Below are 17,607 nucleotides of genomic sequence, written 5' to 3' on the forward strand. Positions count from 1 at the left end.
GGTCCGTTGGCGCACGACCCGGCCCGCGACGCACTTTCGCGGATGCGCGAAGGGGCGGGGCTCGCACCGTCGCTGCTGAGCCCCGCCGCCGGTTCAGCGCACTGCGGCGACGAGGGCGTCCCGGGCCCCGCACCAGAGTTGGCGTGCCTCGGAGAACCCGGCGTCGCGGAGGGCGTCGAGGTGCCAGCTCGTCGCCGTGGGGCGGTGGGCGCGGGCGCGTCGGGTGGAGGGGACCCGTGGGTCGTCGAAGAGGGCGAAGCGGCGGTGTGCGGCGTCGGCCAGGGCAGGGTCCTCCGCGACGGCGCTCCACCAGGCCGCCCAGTCCTGCGCGCCTGCGGACCGCGCGCGTTCCTTGCGCTGCTCGTCGAAGGCGTCGAGCGCGGCGTTGAGCCGGGGCGCGGACTCGTCCCGCATGTGGTCGGCGTTGAGGAAGACCCCGCCGTCGCGCAGCAGGCCGGGCAACTGGGCGTAGAGCACGCGCAGTTGGTCCGCGTCGAGCCAGTGGAGCGCGGTGGCGGTGACCACGGCGTCGTAGCCGCGGTGCGGAAGGGCGTCCGTCCACTGCGGTTCCGTGAGGTCGGCGGTGACGAAGCGGACGCGTCGGTCGTCGGCGAAGTGGCCCTCGGCGATGGTGAGGAGCGCCGGGTCCAGGTCGACGCCGGTGGCGGTCGCTTCGGGGAGGCGGCGCAGCAACCGGTCGGTGATCGTCCCGGTGCCGCAGGCGAGGTCGAGGACGACCGGTTCGCGCCCCGCGGTCGCCTCGACGGCGTCGAGCATGGCCCGGAACCGCTCCTCGCGGTCGGGCATGTACCACTCCTGCTGCCGGTCCCAACTCCCCTGCCACGCAGTCCAGTCGGCCCTGTCGGCTGTGTCGGTCATCTCTCTCCTCAGGTGTCGGTTGCTGTCAGAATCTGCTGCGCCGCGGGGTCGGCGCCGAGCAACTGCCGGGTCGCGTCGGTGCGCGGTGACGCCAGCACCTCGCTCGCCTCACCGCGCTCGGCGACGCGTCCCCCCTCCAGCACGACGACGCGGTCGGCCACCGCGCCCAGCAGCGGGATGTCGTGCCCGATCCACACCACGGCGGCCCCGCGCTCCTCGCGGGCGCGGGCCAGTTCGCGTGTGACCAGGCCGGCCGCATGCTCGTCGAGCGCGCTGGTGATCTCGTCGCAGAGCAGGACGTCCGGTTCCGCGAGCAGGGCGCGCGCCAGCGCAGCGCGCTGCAACTGGCCGCCGGAGAGGGAGGCCGGCGGTCGGGCTGCCGTCTCCTCTGCGACGTCCAGGCGGGCGAGGAGCGCCGCTGCCTCCTCGGTCGCGCGGTCGCGGTCGAGACCGCGCAACCGGACGGCGGTGCGGGCCACTTGGTCGAGCACGGTGCGGCGCTCGTCGAAGGAGCCGCGCACCTCCTGCCAGACGTACTGCACGCGGCGCCGCTGCTCCGTCGAGCGGTCGCGCAGCAGCGGCAGCGGGCGGCCGTCGAGCAGGACCCCGCCGTCCTGGCGCTCGTGGAGCCCGGCCACGCACCGCGCCAGCGTGGTCTTGCCACTGCCGGAGCGGCCGGCCACACCGAGGCACTCGGCCGGGTTGAGCTGCAACGCCACGTCGTGCAGGACCGCGTCGCGCCGGCCCGGGCGCAGCCACGCCGTCAGTCCCTGCGTCTCCAGGACCGCGGGACGGGGCTCCGAATGCCGTACGTCGACCGGCCGGGGTTGCTGCGGGAGCGTCGGGCCGACGGCGAATGAGCGGCGGCCCGGCAGGACTTCGGCGGGAGGGCCCTCCGCCGTGACGCTGCCCTCCTCCAACCTGACCACGTGTTGCGCGAGCCGCCCGACGAGGGCGTGGTCGTGGCTGAGCAGCAGCACGGCGATGCCGTCGTCGGCGAGCGCGGTGAGCTCGGAGGCGACGGCGAGGCGGGTGGCCGGGTCGAGCCCGGTGCCCGGCTCGTCCAGGATGACGGCGCGCGGTCGGCAGGCCAACACCTGGGCGAGCGCGAGTCGTTGACGCTGACCGCCGGAGAACTGGTGCGGGAATCGGCGCAACGTGCCGCGGTCGTCGGGCAGTTGGGCGCGTCGCAGGGCGCGGGCCGCCGCCGCGCGGGCCTCGTGCCGCGCGGCGGAGCGGTCGGCAGCGGCCTTGGGAGCGTGCAGCCGGGCGAGTTCGGCGAGCACCGCGCCGACCCTGCGGGCAGGGTTGAGGGTGGCGGCGGGGTGCTGCGGCATGTAGGCGACGGTCCCGCCCAGCACGCCGGCGGCGCCCCCGTCGGCGACGACCTCGTGGCCCGCGACGAGGACGGAGCCGGCGAGCCGGACACCGGGCTCGGACTCGCCGAGGAGGGCGAGCGCCGTGGTCGTCTTACCGCTGCCGGACGGGCCGACGAGCGCCGTCACCGCGCCGGCCGCAACGTCGAGGTCCACCCTGTCCACGAGCACGGCGTCCCCGGCACGTGCCGTCAACCCCCTTGCCCGGACGACCACTTCGCCACTCATCACGCCCCCTTCCCTGCGGCGTCGGCCGGCGGCCCGGCGGCGTCCCGTCCGGACAGACCCGTACGGCGCAGCCAGGCGTCGGCCGAAAGATTCAGACCGACGGTGAACATCACGAGCATCGCCGCGGGCGCGCACACGGCCAGCGGCTGCACCAGCAGCCCCTCCCGGCCGCCGGCGACGGTGACGGCCCAGTCGGGCGCGGTCGGCTCCATGCCGAGGCCGAGGAAGTTCGCCGCGGCGACGGTGAAGACGGCCGTGGTGACGCGGTTCCCGGCGTCCGCCGCCGCGGCGGGGAGCACCGCCCGCCCGACGTAGCCGCCCGTGATGCGCAGACGCGACTCCCCCTGCAACCGCATCGCCTCCGCCACCGGGCTGCCCGCCGCGCTGAGCGCAGCCGCGCGCACGAGACGGGCCACGGCTGGCACGTTGACGACGGCGACGGCGAGCGCCACAGCGAGCGGACTGCCGCGCCACCACACCGCGACCACGCTGATCACCAGCAGCGACGGCAGGGGCAGCAGCACCTCCACGGGGCGCAGCAGCACCTCTTCGAGCCACCGGTGCCGCGTCGTCGCCGCGACGAGCCCCAGCACGCCGCCGAGCACGTAGGCGAGCAGTACGGCGCCGGTCGCGACGCCGAGGGCGCTGCGCCCGCCGCGGAGCAGCAGCCCGAGAACGTCGCGGCCCATGCCGTCGGTGCCCAGCGGATGTCCGTCGCCGAGGATGTAGGGCGCGCCCTCCGGTCCCGTGAGCGCCGGTGCGAGGAGCGGCCCGAACACGGCGGTCAGCACGGGGACTCCGAGCAGCAGGAGGCCGCCGGCGGCGGGGAGGGCACGGCGCGGACGCCGGGCGGCTGCGGTCGTCGCGGCGCTCACCGTGCCGCCTCCGAGCGCGGGGCGAGGCGGTGGCAGAGCAGGTCGGCGGCGAGGTTGAGGGCGAGCGCGACGGCGGCGAGCAGCAGGATGACCGACTGGATGACGGGTACGTCGCGCCCCCGCACCGCGTCGATCATCACCGTCGCCGTGCCGGGGACGGCGAAGACGGCCTCCACGATCAGGACGCCGCCGAGCAGGTGGTCGCCGGTGCGGGCGAGTTCCTGGACACCGGGCAGCGCGACGTTGGGCAGCGCGTGCCTGAGGACGACGGCCCTGCGCGGGACGCCGAGCCTGCGCGCCTGGACGACGTATCCGGCGTGCAGCGCGGCCACGGTCCCGGCGCGCACCTGCCGCGCCAGCAGGCACACGGTGCGTGCCAGCAGCACGGTGACGGGCAGCACGAGCAGGGCAGGCCGGAGCAGGAGGTCGGTGCCGTCGGTCCCGACCCAGGTGGCGGGGAGCCAGCCCAACTGGAGCCCGAAGAGGGCGACGAGCGCCAGCGCGAGGACGAAGTCGGGGATGCCGTTGAGGACGAGGACGACGGCGGAGACCGCGCGGTCGAGGCGCGTGCCCTCGCGCAGGCCCGCGGCGAGCCCCAGGACGAGGGAGAGCGGCAGGACGAGGACGAGGGTGGCGCCTGCGAGGACCGCCGTGGCGCCCAGCGATCCCGCGATGACCCCGGTGACGGGCTCGCCGCTCATCAGGGAGGTGCCGAGGTCGCCCGTGAGGAGCCCGCCCGCCCAGTCGGCGAAGCGCTCGATCAGCGGCCGGTCCAGGCCGAGTTGGGCGCGCAGCTCGGTGATCTGGCCGAGCCCTGCCTGCTCGTTGAAGCGGACGGCGGCGGCATCGCCGGGGAGCAGCGAGGTCAGCGCGAAGACCAGCACGGCGAGCACGCCGAGTTGGACCGCCGCGAGTCCCAGGCGGCGCAGCAGGTAGCGGATCATGTGGGCGGGCCGCTCAGTCGAGCCAGACGGTGTCGAAGCGCGCCCAGTCCCGTGTGTTCGGCGGTGCCTTGCGTACGCCGTGGAGGCGGGAGGAGACGGCGTTCATCCAGTCGGGGTGGCCCCAGAGGAGTTGGCCGCCCTCGTCGCGCAGGGTGCGTTGGAGTTTCTGGTAGCGCCGGGTGCGGCGGGCCTCGTCGCGGGTGGCGCGTGCTTCGGCGAAGTCTGCGTCGAAGTCGGGGTGGCGCCAACGCGTCACGTTCTGGGGGGCCTTGGAGAGGAGACGCTCGGAGAGGTAGGTGGGTATCGGCATAGCACCGCTGCGGTGGCTGGTGATGGCGCCGGTGTCGATGATGTCGGTGAAGTAGCTCTCCGGCGGGCCCGTCTCGACCTCGATCCGCACGCCCGCTTCCGCGGCCTGGCGGGCGAAGAGTTGGGCGGCGTCGACGAAGGAGTCGGCGGCCGTGGAGGTGTAGAAGACCAGCTTCTTGCCGTGGATGCCGGAGCGGCGGGCGAGCCGGCGCGCCTCGGCGATGTCGCGTTCGCGCTGCGGCACGTCCTCCGGATAGTAGGCGAAGCCCTTGCCGTACATGTCGTTGCCGACGGCTCCGCGGCCGCCGAGCACCACCTCCACCAACCGTTCGCGGTCGGCGGCCAGCTTCAGGGCCATCGCCGCGTCCGGGTCGTCGAAGGGCGGGCGGTCGGTCTTGAGGAGGATGCCCTCGACGCCGCTGCGCGGTGTCGAGACGATCCGCACGTCCGGGTTCGACTCGACGGTGCGCGCGAAGGTGGCGCTCACCTCGTGCGCGTACTCGGCTTCGCCCGCGCGGACGGCGTTGGCGCGGGCCTCCGGCTCGGCGGAGAGTATGCGGAGTTCGTCGGCGTGCGCGGCGCCGTCCCAGTAGTCGTCGAAGCGGCGGCCGACGAAGGAGCGTCCCGGCGTGAAGGAGACGAAGCGGAACGGGCCGGTCCCTACCGGTTTCGCCGGGTTGCGGTAGCGGCGGCTGACGACGTAGGTGCCGGTGAACGCGAGCAGCGAGGGGAGGTCGGCTTCCGGCCGGGTGAGCCGGAGTTCGACCGTGCGGCTGCCCGCGGCGCGCGAGCGCTTGAGATCGATCAGCGAGAGCGAGTTCTTCGCCAGCCGCTCGGAGCTGTCCGGATCGAGGATGCGGGAGAGGGTGAAGAGCACGTCCTCGGCTTCGAGGGGCCGGCCGTCGTGGAACTGGGCCTTACGGAGGGTGAAGCGCCAGACGGTGAGGTCCTTGTCGGCCTCCCAGCGCTCCGCGAGCCGCGGCACGGGACGGAGCCTCGCGTCGAAGTCGACGAGCTTGTCGAAGACCGCCTTGAACCGCGCCATGTCGACGAACTGCCGTCCGACGTGCGGGTCCAGGGTCTCCTTGGCGCCGAACCCGGGGAAGACGGCGCGTATCGTCCCGCCCTTGCTGGGCTTCGAGGACGAGTCCGCGGAAGCACCGCACGCGGTGAGCAGCGCCGCTCCTCCGGCGAGCGACAGCACCGATCGGCGGCTCCGCATGAAAGAGGCTGTCGCCACTGTGCCACCCTCCTTTGATGCAATCGATGTGCAATTAGATCATTGATGCATCTGGTCTGGCCAGGCAGGGAGCTGCCGCACAGCCGGCCGACGCGGCAAGGTGCGCAACCGCCGTCAAGACGACGGGAGTTCGAGGGCGTTTCCGTCGAATTGGCGTCGTATACCGCCGGTTAGAGCCCGCCACTCCTTCGCGGCCACCGCTTCGTGACGGCCTCCGCACCGCGTCCTCGGCCCTCTGCACGTCACCACCGAGCAGGTCGAGGCGATCGGAGTGCGCCCCGCACGCTGTGGCGCGGCAACCCCGACCCGGGGACGGCGGCGCCGCCCCACCGGGCGAGCACGGCACCGGATGGACAGCCGTACCGGCGCACACGACCCGGCTCGCGGTCGGCCGGGACGCCGGGTCCCGCCCGCCGGTGGTTCCGGAGAGGCGCGGGAGGCGGCCGAGCGCCGGGTGGCGGTCGCCTGCCGCACGCATGCCTCCGAGGAGGGGCCGGATACCGCTCCGGTACCTACCCTGAAGGGCAGTTCCGTCTGAGGCACACTGCTCCTGTCCCGGGGCTGCCCCGCCTGCTCCGGCCTCTCCCGGGCAGGAGAGGCCGGAGCGGGGGCCGCCGAGCCACCCGAACCCGTCATACCGACCAGCACCCGTCCACCGTCCCGACCAGCGGCGGCTGTCCCAAGCCCCTCGGAGGTTCCTATGAAGATGCTGATCAACGTGCCCGAGAAGGTCGTCCCCGACGCGCTCCGCGGAATGGCCGTGGCGCACCCCGAGTTGTCGGTCGACGTGGAGAACCGCGTGGTGGTGCGGCGGGACGCACCCGTCGCGGGGAAGGTAGGGCTCGTCTCGGGCGGCGGCACGGGGCACGAGCCGCTGCACGCGGGATTCGTGGGGCCCGGGATGCTCGACGCCGCGTGTCCGGGGGAGATATTCACCTCGCCGGTGCCCGACCAGATGGTGCGGGCGGCGGCGGCCGCCGACTCGGGCGAGGGCGTGCTCTTCGTCGTCAAGAACTACACGGGGGACGTGCTCAACTTCGACATGGCCGCCGAACTCGCCGAGGACGAGGGCATCACCGTCGGCAAGGTGCTCCTCCAGGACGATGTCGCCGTCACCGACAGCCTCTTCACGGCCGGGCGGCGCGGCACGGGCGCCACCCTCTTCGTCGAGAAGGTCGCCGGGGCCCTCGCCGCGGAGGGGGCGCCGCTGGAGCAGGTCGAGTCGGTGGCGCGCAGGGTCGCCGAGAACTCCCGCAGTTTCGGGGTGGCCCTGAGCGCCGTCACCACCCCGGCGAAGGGCGGGCCCACGTTCGATCTACCGGCGGGCGAGCTGGAGTTGGGGATCGGTATCCACGGGGAGCCGGGTCGGGAGCGGCGTCCCATGATGACGTCGGGCGAGATCGCCGAGTTCGCCGTGGAGGCGGTCCTGGAGGACCTCGGGCGTACGGGTCCCGTGCTCGCCCTCGTGAACGGCATGGGCGCCACACCGCTCGTGGAGCTCTACGGATTCTGCGCCGAGGTTCACCGCGTTCTGGGGGAACGCCAAGTGCCGGTCGCACGTACGCTCGTCGGGAACTACGTCACCTCGCTCGACATGGCCGGGGCCTCGCTGACGCTCTGCCGGGCCGACGAGGAGACCCTCCGGCTGTGGGACGCACCCGTTCGCACCCCCGGCCTGCGCTGGGGCGCCTGACACCACGCCAGGCGCTCCGCGCCACGACACGAGCACGCTCGGGAAGGAGAGACGTGTCCGAGGAGCTGGATACCGGGTTCTTCGCCGACTGGCTGCGCGCAGCAGCCGCGGCGATCGACCGCGAGGCAGCACACCTGACGGAGCTCGACTCCCCCATCGGGGACGCCGACCACGGAAGCAACCTGCAACGCGGCTTCACCGCCGCGCAGGCGGCGCTGGAGAAGGAACCGCAGGATACGCCGGGCGCCCTCCTGCTCTTCACGGGGCGACAGTTGATCTCCACCGTCGGCGGAGCATCGGGCCCGCTCTACGGCACGCTGCTCCGACGGACGGGGAAGGCGCTCGGCGACGCGGCGGCCGTTCCACTGCCCGAACTCACCACCGCGCTGCGGGAGGCGGCCGACGCCGTCGCGCAGCTCGGCGGCGCGGCACCGGGCGACGCCACGATGCTCGACGCCCTCTACCCGGCGCTCGACGCGCTCGACGCCGGCTCGGCCCCGGGCGACGCGTTCCCGGCCGCGGCACGCGCCGCCGCCGAAGGCGCCGAGGCCACCGTCCCTCTGCAGGCTCGCAAGGGGCGGGCCAGCTACCTCGGTGAACGGAGCGTGGGTCACGAGGACCCGGGCGCCGCGTCCACCGCGCTGCTCTTCCAGGCGCTGGCGACGGCGTACGGGGAGGGCGCCTGAGATGGCGGGCGGAGAGCAGGTGGGGATCGTCCTGGTGTCCCACAGCAGCGAGGTCGCCGACTCCGTGGCGCAGCTCGCACGCGAGTTGGGCGGCGGAGAGGCGGCCCCGGTCGTCGGGGCCGGCGGCGCCGCCGGCGGCGGAACGGGGACCAGCTCCGAGCGGATCGCGGACGCGGCGCACGCCGTCGACTCGGGGGCGGGCGTGGCGCTCCTCGCCGACCTCGGCAGCGCGGTCCTCACCGTCAAGACGCTGCTCGCGGAGGGCGACCAACTCCCCGAGCCGGCACGGCTGGTGGACGCGCCGCTCGTGGAGGGCGCGATCGCGGCCGCGGTCACCGCGTCGGGCGGCGCCGACCTCGACGCCGTCGCCGCGGCGGCCGAGGAGGCGTACCAGTACCGGAAGGTGTAGACGCCGCTGATACGCGACTGTCAGCTCCCCGATACGCAGCTCGAGGAGGGTCGTTCCGACCGGCCGGGGCGATGCCCGGCCATCCGAGGAAAGGACCACCCGTGCGTTCACGCCGTACCGCTCTGACGGCGACGACCCTCGCGCTCGCGGGGACGCTCGGTCTCGGCACCGCCGCGGCCGCAGCGCCCGTGGAGCAACCCAGGATGGCGGACGAGACCTTCCAGCCCAAGGGGGGCGGCGGCTTCGCGTCTCTCCAGGAGGCGGGCGGCGGCTTCCTCCGCCACAGCGTCTGCGACACCAAGGCCGACGGGAGGGGCGTCTACAGCAACGTCAAGTCCCAGGGAGGCAAGGTCTACGGGGAGGTAGGCGTCTCGGGCGTGCAGAAGTGCACCAACAAGTCGTACTCGATCCCCAAGGGGACGAAGATCCACATCAAGGTCTGCCACCGCCAGGCCGGCGAGCCCCTGCGGAACTGCAACACCTTCACGCGGACTCGCTGAGCACCTCGCCGCGGGGGCGTCGGGCACCGCCCGGCGCCCCCGCGTCTGCCGTTTACGGAAGCGACGGGCGTGCAACCCGCACCGACGCGGTGCACCGCCCGGAGACCGGACGTGCCCGCACGCTCCGGGCCGAGCGGCTCCCGAGCCGGGAGCGGCACCGCTGCGACGTGCCGAGGAGGAAACGTGAACGCACCGTCCGTGTTGGTGACCGGGGGCTCCCGAGGGCTGGGGTTGCTCCTCGCCCGTACGTGCATGAGGCGCGGCGCCGACGTCACCGTGGCGGCCCGCGACGAGGAGGAGATCGACCGGGCCGTCGCCGGCCTCCGCGCGGAGGCGACGTCCGAGACCGGCACCGCCACCGGGCGCACCTGCGACGTACGGGACCGCGAGTCGATCGCGCGGCTGGTCCGCGAGACGGCCGAGCCGCGGGGCGCGCTCGACATGGTCTTCGCCAACGCCGGTGTCATCCAGGTCGGTCCCGCGGAGGCCGCAGGCGAGGAGACCTTCCGCGCCGCGATGGAGACGATGTTCTACGGGGCGCTCAACACCAGCCTGGAGGCGCTCCCTTGGCTCAGGAAGAGCCCGTCGGGGGGCAGGCTCGGCCTCATCGGGTCCGTCGGCGGGCTGCTGGGCGTGCCGCACCTGCTGCCGTACTCGTGCGCGAAGTCCGCGATCGGCGCGCTCGCCGAGGGGCTCCGTGCGGAGCAGGCACCGCACGGCGTGAGCGTCACGGCCGTGCACCCGGGGCTGATGCGTACGGGTTCCGCCGGGCAGGCCGAGTTCGCCGGGGACGCGGAACGTGAGCACCGCTGGTTCGCCGCGCTCTCCGGGCTGCCGCTGCTGTCGATGGACGCCGAACGCGCGGCGGAGCGCATCGTCTCCGCCGTCGCCGGACGCCGTGCCCGCCTCGTCCTGACACCCGCGGCGAAGCTGGGCTCGGCCGCACACGGCATCGCGCCGGCGCTCGTCACCGAGACGGACGGGCTCGTGACGCGGCTGCTGCCATCGAGCGAGACCCAGCGCGCCCACACGGCGGGGACGAGGCCGGGCAGGCAACTCACCCGGCGGCCCGCCTGGCAGCGCATGCTCAGCACGCTCAACGACCGCGCCGCCGACCGCTTCAACCAGGTGAAGGGGGCCGCATGAGCGAGCAGCACGGCCACCCAGCCGAGCGCCACCCCAGCCCGTCCTTCCCCGACCAGGGTCAGCAACCCCCGGGCGAGACCGGAGAGATGACCCCGAGGCCGGACCACGGCGAGGAGAGCTACCGCGGCAGCGGGCGCCTCACCGGGCGGCGCACGCTGCTCACCGGCGGGGACTCGGGCATCGGACGCGCCGTCGCACTCGCCTTCGCGCGCGAGGGCGCCGACGTCGTCTTCAGCCACCTCCCCGAAGAGGAGGACGAGGCCGCGGAGACCGTGCGGCTCGTCACCGAGGCGGGCAGGCACGCCACGGCGGTCGCCTGCGACGTGCGCGAGGAGACGGAGTGCCGGCGCCTGACGGACAGGGCAGTCGACGAGCTCGGCGGCCTCGACGTCCTCATCAACAACGCCGCCTACCAGATGTCGCAGCCCGACGGGCTCGCCGGCATCCCCACCGAGCAGTTCGACCGGGTCGTCCGCACCAACCTGTACGCCGCCTTCTGGCTCAGCCGCATGGCGCTGGAGCACCTCCCCGCGGGGGGATGCATCATCAACTCCGTCTCCGTGCAGGCGTACCGTCCGAAGCCGCCGCTGCTCGACTACGCCGCGACGAAGGGCGCCCTCGTGACCTTCACGCAGGCCGTCGCCGCCGACCTCGCGGACAGGGGTATCCGCGTCAACGCCGTCGCGCCCGGGCCCGTCTGGACACCGCTGATCCCCTCGACGCTCCCCGACCCCTCGGAGTTCGGGGCCAACAGCGCCTGGGGACGGCCCGCGCAGCCGGCCGAGATGGCACCCGCCTACGTCTACCTGGCCTCGCAGGACGCCGCCTTCATCACCGCCGAGATCCTCAACGCGACCGGCGGCACGGCGCTCCCTTGAGGCGGTGAGGGACCCGCCATGACGAACCCGATGCCGACGGACCACTCGTCGGCCCCCGTACTCGAAGCGCTCGCCGCCTACCACGAGGCGGGCGACGTCCCCTTCACGCCACCGGGCCACAAGCAGACGAGAGGCGCCGACAGGAGAGTGCTGGAGGTGCTGGGCCCGGCCGTCTTCCGCGGTGACGTCCTCGCCACCAGCGGCCTCGACGACCGGCTCTCGCGCAACCGCGTCCTGGAGCGCGCGGAGCACCTGATGGCCGACGCCGTCCGCGCGGAGCACACCTTCTTCTCCACCTGCGGCAGCAGTCTCTCGGTGAAGGCCGCGATGCTGTCCGTCGCCGGGCCGCACGAGAAGCTGCTCGTGGGGCGGGACGCGCACAAGTCCGTCGTCTCGGGCCTCATCCTCTCCGGCATCCGTCCGGTGTGGATCGACCCGCGGTGGGACACGGAGCGCGGGCTCGCGCACGCTCCCGGGCCCGAGGCGTACGAGGCGGCGCTGGAGCAACACCCCGACGCCATGGGCGCGTTGATCACCAGCCCGACGCCGTACGGCACCTGCGCCGACCTCGACGGCGTCGTCGCGTCGTGCCACCGGCGGGGGCTGCCGGTCATCGTCGACGAGGCGTGGGGCGCGCACCTGCCCTTCCACCCCGACCTGCCGTCGTGGGCCATGGACGCGGGCGCCGACGTCTGTGTGACGAGCGTGCACAAGATGGGCGGCGGCCTGGAGCAGGGTTCCGTCTTCCACCTCCAGGGCGACCACGTCGACCCCGAGCGTCTCTCCTCGCGCGCCGATCTGCTCGGTACGACCAGCCCCAACGTCCTCCTCTACGCCGGGATGGACGGCTGGCGGAGGCAGATGGTCGAGCAGGGGCACCGGCTGCTCGGCGCCGCGCTGGAGCTGGCGGAGCAGGTGCGCACCGAACTCGCCGCGGTGCCGGGCCTCCACGTGCACGGGCGGGCCGACTTCACGGGTCCGGACAAGGCCGACGACCTGGACCCGCTGCCCGTCTTCGTGGACCTGGCGCAGCTCGGCATCTCGGGCTACCAGGCAGCCGACTGGCTCCGGTCGGAGCACAGCATCGACGTGCACCTCGGCGACCACCGCCGCGTGGGAGCCCAGCTCACCTACGCGGACGACGCGGGCACCGCCGGCGTCCTCGTCTCGGCGCTCACCGAACTCGCCTCCCGCGCCCCCGAGTTCGACCCGCCGCGCGAGGTGCACGTGCCCACGGGCGACCGGCTGCGCATGGAGCAGGCGATGCTGCCTCGCGACGCCTACTTCGGCGCCGTCGAGGACGTCCCCGCGCACGCCGCCGCGGGACGGATCGCCGCCGAGATGGTCACGCCCTACCCGCCCGGCATCCCGGCCGCGCTCCCCGGGGAGCGGCTCACCGAGGACGTCCTCGCCTACCTGCGGAGCGGGGTCGACGCCGGCATGAACCTTCCGGACGCGACCGACCCGTCGCTCGGAACCGTGCGCGTGGTCGCGGAGTGAGGCCGGGCCCGCCGCCGCTCCGGTTTCCCGACGTCTCGTCGTACCTGCTGTGGCACCGCCGCTACGACGACGACAGTGCCCGGTTGCGCCACCTGGCCACCGAAACCGTCAGCGCGCGCGCTCTCGCCCGGGCATACCGTCGAACCAAGTCGGCCCACCCTCCGTGGCCTGCTTGATCCGGAAGAGCCCGAACTCCGCGAGCGGCGGCAGCGCGTCCAGCTCGAACCAGCCCACTTCCAGCGACTCGTCGTCGTTGACGCGTGCCTCGCTGCTCTCGGCGCGGCACGCGAAGGTGATGTCCATGAACTGGCACACATCGCCGTTGGGATACGTCACCGGCTTCCGCAGCCCCTCGACGAGGGCGACGCGTTCCGGGGTGCAGCGCACCGCCGTCTCCTCCCACACCTCGCGGACCGCGCACTCGGCCGGCTGCTCACCCGGCTCGGGGATGCCGCCGATGATCGCCCACTTCTCCGTGTCGGCACGGCGGTTGAGGAGCACCCTGCCGGCGTCGTCGAAGACGATCGAGCTGACTCCGGGCAGGTAGAGGAGCTGGTGGCCCGCGCTGGCGCGCAGGGTGGTGATGAATTCCGGTGTCGCCATGGCACGAGCCTACGCACCCGCCGCGGGACCGGCGGGGGCGAGGCGGGAGCGGATGGCGGTGGCGGCCGAGGCGGCGTCGTCGACGGTGACGGTGAAGATCCGCCCGTCGCCGAGGCGGACGACCACGCCCTCGCCCCGGCGCACGATCACACCGGTCCCCTTCTCCGGGCGCCAGCGGTAACCCCAGCCGCCCCAGTGGCGCGGAGTGACGCTCGACGCCACCTCGACGTCGACGATGTCGGTCAGCGGAATGCGCCTCCGCGGCAGCCCGGCGTGGCCGCACCGCACCTCCAGTGCCTGCGCGTCCACCCGGACCGTGACGTTCACGAAGGCGACGGTGCCGAAGAGGATGAGCAGCCCGGCGGCGACGCAGCCGACCACCGACATCACCAGCGGCGCCGGGCCGCCGCCCCACGGGTCCTCGAAGGCGAGCTCGATCCCGAGCGCCATGCAGCCGGCGCCGAGGACCGCGAGCAGCCACTGGACACGGTTGGTGGCGCGTCCCGTCCACACCTCGGCGTCGTCGTGACGCCCGAGGACGGGAGGGGTTTCGACTCGGGGTTCGACTCGCGGTTCGGGGCCTGGGGACGGTGCGATCTCGCGAGGATCGTCCTTCATAGCAGGCAGGCTACTGCGGCAGGCACCGCCCGGCAGCCGCTCGCGGCCGGCGGGGTGGCGCGGGGCTCGCCCGGCGGCCGCTCAGCGCACCGGCGTCGCGCCTAGCAGGCTCCGGCCCTCGGCGTACGCCGAGGCGGCGGCGGGGAGTTGGGCCTTGCGGCCGCTGAGCAGGACGGTGAGGCCGCCGCCGGCGGGGGCCTCGGGCGCCGGCTCGATGCCGGCGCGGCGGAGCGCCTGGGCGGCGACCGGCTGGGCCGACCCGTAGAGCGCGGGCGGCGCCCCCGCACCGCGCACGGCCTCGCGGATGCGGGAGGCGACGAGTTCGTAGTGGGTGCAGCCGAGGACGACGGAGCCGGTGTCCTCGGGGGTACGCGCGGCGGCGGCGGCGACCGCGGCCTGGATGAGCTCCTCGTCCCCGCTCTCCACGGCGTCGGCGAGGCCGTGGCAGGGCACCTCGGTGATCGGGGCGCCGTTGCCGAACTCCTCGATGAGCCTCCGCTGATAGGGGCTGCCGGTGGTCGCGGGCGTCGCCCAGACGGCGACGGGGACGCGGGCCGCCGCCGCGGGCTTCACCGCGGGCACCGTCCCGACGACCGGGATGCCGGGCTCCAGCGCGGCGCGGATCGCGGGGAGCGCGTGGACGGAGGCGGTGTTGCAGGCGACGACGAGCGCTTGCGGACGGTGTTCGGCGGCGGCGCGCGCGCAGCCGAGCGCGCGCTCGGTGATCTCCTCCGCCGTGCGCGGCCCCCACGGCATCCCCTCCGGGTCGGTGGAGAGGACGAGGTCGGCGTCGGGCCGGGCACGGCGCACCGCGGCGGCCGCCGCGAGCAGGCCCATCCCGGAATCGAGCAGCGCAATCTTCACGTCGAGCCACTTTAGTCCACCTCTGCGACACCGCTTCCGGGGCCCGGCTGCGCCGATTGCGCGCGGAGGGCGGCCGACTGGGGCAGACTGCGGCGGGTGAACGCCGTCTCCTGGGTCCCCGTCGCCTCACTCCTGGCGTGGGTGTGGCTGTTGCTGGGGCAGGGGTTCTTCTGGCGGACCGACGTGCGGCTGCCGCGGTCCTCCGAGCCGGACTCCTGGCCGTCGGTCGCGATCGTCGTCCCCGCGCGGGACGAGGCGGAGGTGCTGCCGCTGACCCTGCCGACGCTGCTGGCGCAGGAGTATCCGGGGACGGCGGAGGTCGTCCTCGTCGACGACGGATCACGGGACGGCACGGGCGAGTTGGCGAGGACGCTGGCGGCGGAACACGGCGGGCTGCCGCTCACCGTCTCCTCGCCCGGCGAGCCCGAGCCGGGGTGGACGGGGAAGCTGTGGGCCGTTCGGCACGGCACCGCACTCGCGCGGGCGCACGCGGACCCCGCGTATCTGCTCCTCACCGACGCGGACATCGCGCACTCCCCCGACTCGCTGCGGAGGCTCGTCGCGGCGGCGGTCTCCGCCCGCCTCGACCTCGTCTCGCAGATGGCGCGGCTGCGGGTCTCCGCTCCGTGGGAGCGGTTGCTCGTCCCCGCGTTCGTCTACTTCTTCGCGCAGCTCTTCCCCTTCCGGTGGGTCAACTCGGCCTCCGCGCGCACGGCGGCCGCGGCGGGCGGGTGCGCGCTGGTGCGCGCCGGGGCCGCGGAACGGGCAGGGGTGCCCGAGTCGATCAGGGGCGCCGTCATCGACGACGTCGCGCTCGGGCGCGAGGTGCAGCGCACGGGCGGGCGGATCTGGCTGGGGCTCGCCGACTCGGTGGCGAGCGTGCGGCCGTACCGGGGGCTGCGGCCGCTGTGGCGGATGGTCTCGCGCAGCGCCTACGCGCAACTGCGGTACAACCCGGTGCTGTTGGCGGCGACGGTGACCGGGCTCGTCCTCGTCTACCTGGTGCCGCCGGTCGCCGCGTGCACCGGCTCCCTCGCGGGTGCGGCGGCGTGGGCGCTGATGGCGGGGTCCTACCTGCCGATCGCGCGGTACTACCGGGTGCCGCTCTGGACGGCCCCGCTGCTGCCGTTCACCGCGGCGCTCTACCTCCTGATGACCGTGGACTCCGCGGTGCAGCACCGGAAGGGGCGGGGCGCCGCCTGGAAGGGGCGGACGTACTCGCCGTCGACGCGCTCCCCCGAACCTCCGCCCGCCAACTCCGGGCCTGCGGCCTGACGTCCGGTCACTTGCGCCCCGGTGTCCAGCGCATGCCCCAGCCGTACTCCTCGTCGACCGCCCGCTGCATGCTCACGCCGGGCCCTGGGACGAGGTAGCGGGCCTCGCGCTCGACGACGAGGTCGCCGTCCCGGTTGGTGAGGAGCGCGAGAGCCGCGACGCGGGAGCGCACCGTGCACTCGTCGAGCGAGAAGTCGACGGGGGCGCCGTGCTGGGGCTGGAGGGTGACGGTGGCGTGGAGTCCTGCGAAGCTCTCCGCGCCCTCGTAGATGGTGACGAAGATGAGCACGCGGCGGAGTTCGGCGGCGCGGTCGAGGTTGATGGTGAGGTTCTCGCCCGTTTCGACGGCGCCGGTGCGGTCGTCGCCGTCGAGGGAGATGTACGGCGCGCGGGCGTAGGAGCCGAAGGTGTTGCCGAGTGCCTGGACGACGCCCTTGCGGCCGTCGGTGAGCTCCCAGAGGGCCCCGAGGTCGAGGTCGATCTCCTGCGGTGCGGCGAGCGTCTTGCCGAGCCGCGAGAACAAACCGCGCTGCTGACTCGGCTGCGCACGCTGCCAGTTGAGGTTCACCCGCATCGCGCCCGAGGTGCCGCCCTGCTTGGCGAGGGAGACGGCGGGGCGGTCCTTGGTGAGCGTGACCCGGACGGGGCGCGCGCCTTGTGCCGGGACCGTGTCGGTCGGGGTGCTCGGGGGCGCGGGGGTGTGCGGTGTCGGTGCGCTGGGTGTCGGAAGGTCGGGCGTCGGGGCGCTCGGCGGGACGGGGAGGTCGGGCGACCTGGGGAGACCCGGCGCGCGGGGAGCGTCCGGCGGCTGCGGGGCGTCCGGCGGCTGGGGAGAGTCCGGCGGCCGGGGAGGCGTGGGGCCGTTGCGCGGCGCGACGCGGCTCGGTGAGACCTCGTCGGCCGCCTCGGCGCGGACGCCGAAGTCGGCGGTGAGGCCCGCGAGTCCGTGTGCGTAGCCCTGGCCCGTCGCGCGGAACTTCCACGCGCCCTGTCTGCGGTAGACCTCGCCGAGGAGGTAGGCCGTCTCCACTCCGGCGTCCTCGGCCTCGAACCGGGCCAGTTCGCTGCCGGAGGCGAGGTCGGCGAGGCGGACGGAGAGGCCGGGCACGTCGCCGAAGCTGCCGGAGTCGAGGCAGGCGGCGAGGACGATACGGTCCACGCCCGGCTCGACGGCGTCGAGCGCGATCGTCAACTCCGCGCCCTGCGCTTGTTCTTCGTGTTCCGCGCCGAGGTGGCGCACGGCGTCGGAGGGGTGGCGCGGGCGCGCGGCCGAGACGAGGTCGTCGTCGGTGCGGACGCGGCCGTCGGCGAGGAGCAGCGCGCACGCGGCGACTTCGGGGACGTCGGGACCGTCCCGCCAGCCGACCTCGATCCGGAGCGCGCTCGCCGACAGCGGCACGTTGGTCCCCTTGCGCATCGACATCGCGTTCCCTCCGTGCGGTCCCGCCCCTGCGCGCCGTGCGTGCGCACTCTCCGCATTGGGCGACGAACGACGGGCCCGGGTGGTTCCCATCGCGCGGAAAAACCGCGTGGGTTGACACGGTGTCACTTCAGCCGGGGAGAGGTGGCGCACGAAGCGACCCC

Annotated in this window: 17 protein-coding genes; 8 read left to right on the forward strand and 9 right to left on the reverse strand. The window is 74.2% G+C overall.

Annotation, left to right across the window (positions count from 1 at the left end; translation table 11 throughout):
• Nucleotides 1-93: 93 nt before the first annotated feature.
• The 5 genes from F603_RS0112155 to F603_RS0112175 are packed head-to-tail and all read right to left on the reverse strand — an operon-like array spanning nt 94 to nt 5,815.
• Entirely contained in the window at nt 94-879 is a 786-nt protein-coding gene (locus F603_RS0112155) for a class I SAM-dependent methyltransferase (protein WP_019546279.1), read from the reverse strand.
• 8 nt (nt 880-887) lie between these two features.
• Nucleotides 888-2,483, reverse strand: a complete 1,596-nt coding sequence (locus F603_RS0112160) for an ABC transporter ATP-binding protein (protein ID WP_019546280.1) — start codon at nt 2,481-2,483, stop codon at nt 888-890.
• Nucleotides 2,483-3,358: an ABC transporter permease subunit gene (locus tag F603_RS0112165; protein WP_019546281.1), complete on the reverse strand. Its 876-nt coding sequence runs from the start codon at nt 3,356-3,358 to the stop codon at nt 2,483-2,485. Before F603_RS0112165 ends, F603_RS0112160 begins: the two co-directional genes overlap by 1 nt.
• Nucleotides 3,355-4,302, reverse strand: coding sequence for an ABC transporter permease (locus tag F603_RS0112170; protein ID WP_019546282.1), 948 nt, complete (start codon nt 4,300-4,302; stop codon nt 3,355-3,357). The genes F603_RS0112165 and F603_RS0112170 overlap by 4 nt, the downstream gene beginning before the upstream one ends.
• A 13-nt stretch (nt 4,303-4,315) precedes the next feature.
• Nucleotides 4,316-5,815: an ABC transporter substrate-binding protein gene (locus F603_RS0112175; protein WP_019546283.1), complete on the reverse strand. Its 1,500-nt coding sequence runs from the start codon at nt 5,813-5,815 to the stop codon at nt 4,316-4,318.
• A gap of 736 nt (nt 5,816-6,551) precedes the next feature.
• On the opposite strand from F603_RS0112175, the gene dhaK reads away from it, so the two are divergent.
• The 7 genes from dhaK to F603_RS0112210 all read left to right on the forward strand — a co-directional run bounded on the left by dhaK (nt 6,552) and on the right by F603_RS0112210 (nt 12,663).
• Entirely contained in the window at nt 6,552-7,544 is a 993-nt protein-coding gene (dhaK, locus tag F603_RS0112180) for a dihydroxyacetone kinase subunit DhaK (protein ID WP_019546284.1), read from the forward strand.
• A gap of 53 nt (nt 7,545-7,597) precedes the next feature.
• On the forward strand, nt 7,598-8,230 hold the full coding sequence (gene dhaL, locus F603_RS0112185; RefSeq protein ID WP_019546285.1) for a dihydroxyacetone kinase subunit DhaL: 633 nt from the start codon (nt 7,598-7,600) through the stop codon (nt 8,228-8,230).
• Between the two features lies 1 nt (nt 8,231).
• Complete coding sequence (locus tag F603_RS0112190; RefSeq protein ID WP_019546286.1) at nt 8,232-8,639, forward strand: PTS-dependent dihydroxyacetone kinase phosphotransferase subunit DhaM; 408 nt, start codon at nt 8,232-8,234, stop codon at nt 8,637-8,639.
• Nucleotides 8,640-8,740: 101 nt separating this feature from the next.
• Nucleotides 8,741-9,139 (forward strand): hypothetical protein, encoded by a 399-nt coding sequence (locus F603_RS0112195; RefSeq protein ID WP_019546287.1) that lies wholly within the window; start codon nt 8,741-8,743, stop codon nt 9,137-9,139.
• Nucleotides 9,140-9,322: 183 nt separating this feature from the next.
• The gene (locus F603_RS0112200; RefSeq protein WP_019546288.1) at nt 9,323-10,285 is read left to right on the forward strand and encodes an SDR family NAD(P)-dependent oxidoreductase; all 963 of its coding nucleotides are present in this window, start codon (nt 9,323-9,325) and stop codon (nt 10,283-10,285) included.
• Complete coding sequence (locus F603_RS0112205) at nt 10,282-11,163, forward strand: SDR family oxidoreductase (protein WP_019546289.1); 882 nt, start codon at nt 10,282-10,284, stop codon at nt 11,161-11,163. Before F603_RS0112200 ends, F603_RS0112205 begins: the two co-directional genes overlap by 4 nt.
• Before the next feature lie 30 nt (nt 11,164-11,193).
• Nucleotides 11,194-12,663, forward strand: coding sequence for an aminotransferase class I/II-fold pyridoxal phosphate-dependent enzyme (locus F603_RS0112210; RefSeq protein ID WP_026328350.1), 1,470 nt, complete (start codon nt 11,194-11,196; stop codon nt 12,661-12,663).
• A gap of 108 nt (nt 12,664-12,771) precedes the next feature.
• On the opposite strand, the gene F603_RS0112215 is transcribed toward F603_RS0112210, so the two are convergent.
• From F603_RS0112215 to F603_RS0112225, 3 genes are all read right to left on the reverse strand, one after another.
• A complete protein-coding gene (locus F603_RS0112215) occupies nt 12,772-13,266 on the reverse strand; it encodes an NUDIX hydrolase (protein ID WP_019546291.1) in 495 nt (164 codons plus the stop codon).
• A 9-nt stretch (nt 13,267-13,275) separates the two neighbouring features.
• Nucleotides 13,276-13,884 (reverse strand): hypothetical protein, encoded by a 609-nt coding sequence (locus F603_RS0112220; RefSeq protein WP_019546292.1) that lies wholly within the window; start codon nt 13,882-13,884, stop codon nt 13,276-13,278.
• Between the two features lie 81 nt (nt 13,885-13,965).
• Nucleotides 13,966-14,748, reverse strand: coding sequence for a glutamate racemase (locus F603_RS0112225; protein WP_019546293.1), 783 nt, complete (start codon nt 14,746-14,748; stop codon nt 13,966-13,968).
• 96 nt (nt 14,749-14,844) lie between these two features.
• Between F603_RS0112225 and F603_RS0112230 the strand changes: the two genes are divergently transcribed.
• A complete protein-coding gene (locus F603_RS0112230) occupies nt 14,845-16,023 on the forward strand; it encodes a glycosyltransferase (RefSeq protein ID WP_019546294.1) in 1,179 nt (392 codons plus the stop codon).
• Between the two features lie 7 nt (nt 16,024-16,030).
• Here F603_RS0112230 and F603_RS0112235 read toward each other — a convergent pair whose 3' ends face one another.
• Nucleotides 16,031-17,446 carry a TerD family protein gene (locus F603_RS0112235; protein WP_019546295.1) on the reverse strand — a complete coding sequence of 472 codons (1,416 nt, stop codon included), beginning with the start codon at nt 17,444-17,446 and terminating at the stop codon, nt 16,031-16,033.
• Between the last annotated feature and the right edge of the window lie 161 nt (nt 17,447-17,607).

Origin of the sequence: Streptomyces sulphureus DSM 40104 (assembly GCF_000381025.1) — a bacterium.
Classification (GTDB): Bacteria; Actinomycetota; Actinomycetes; order Streptomycetales; family Streptomycetaceae; genus Streptomyces; species Streptomyces sulphureus.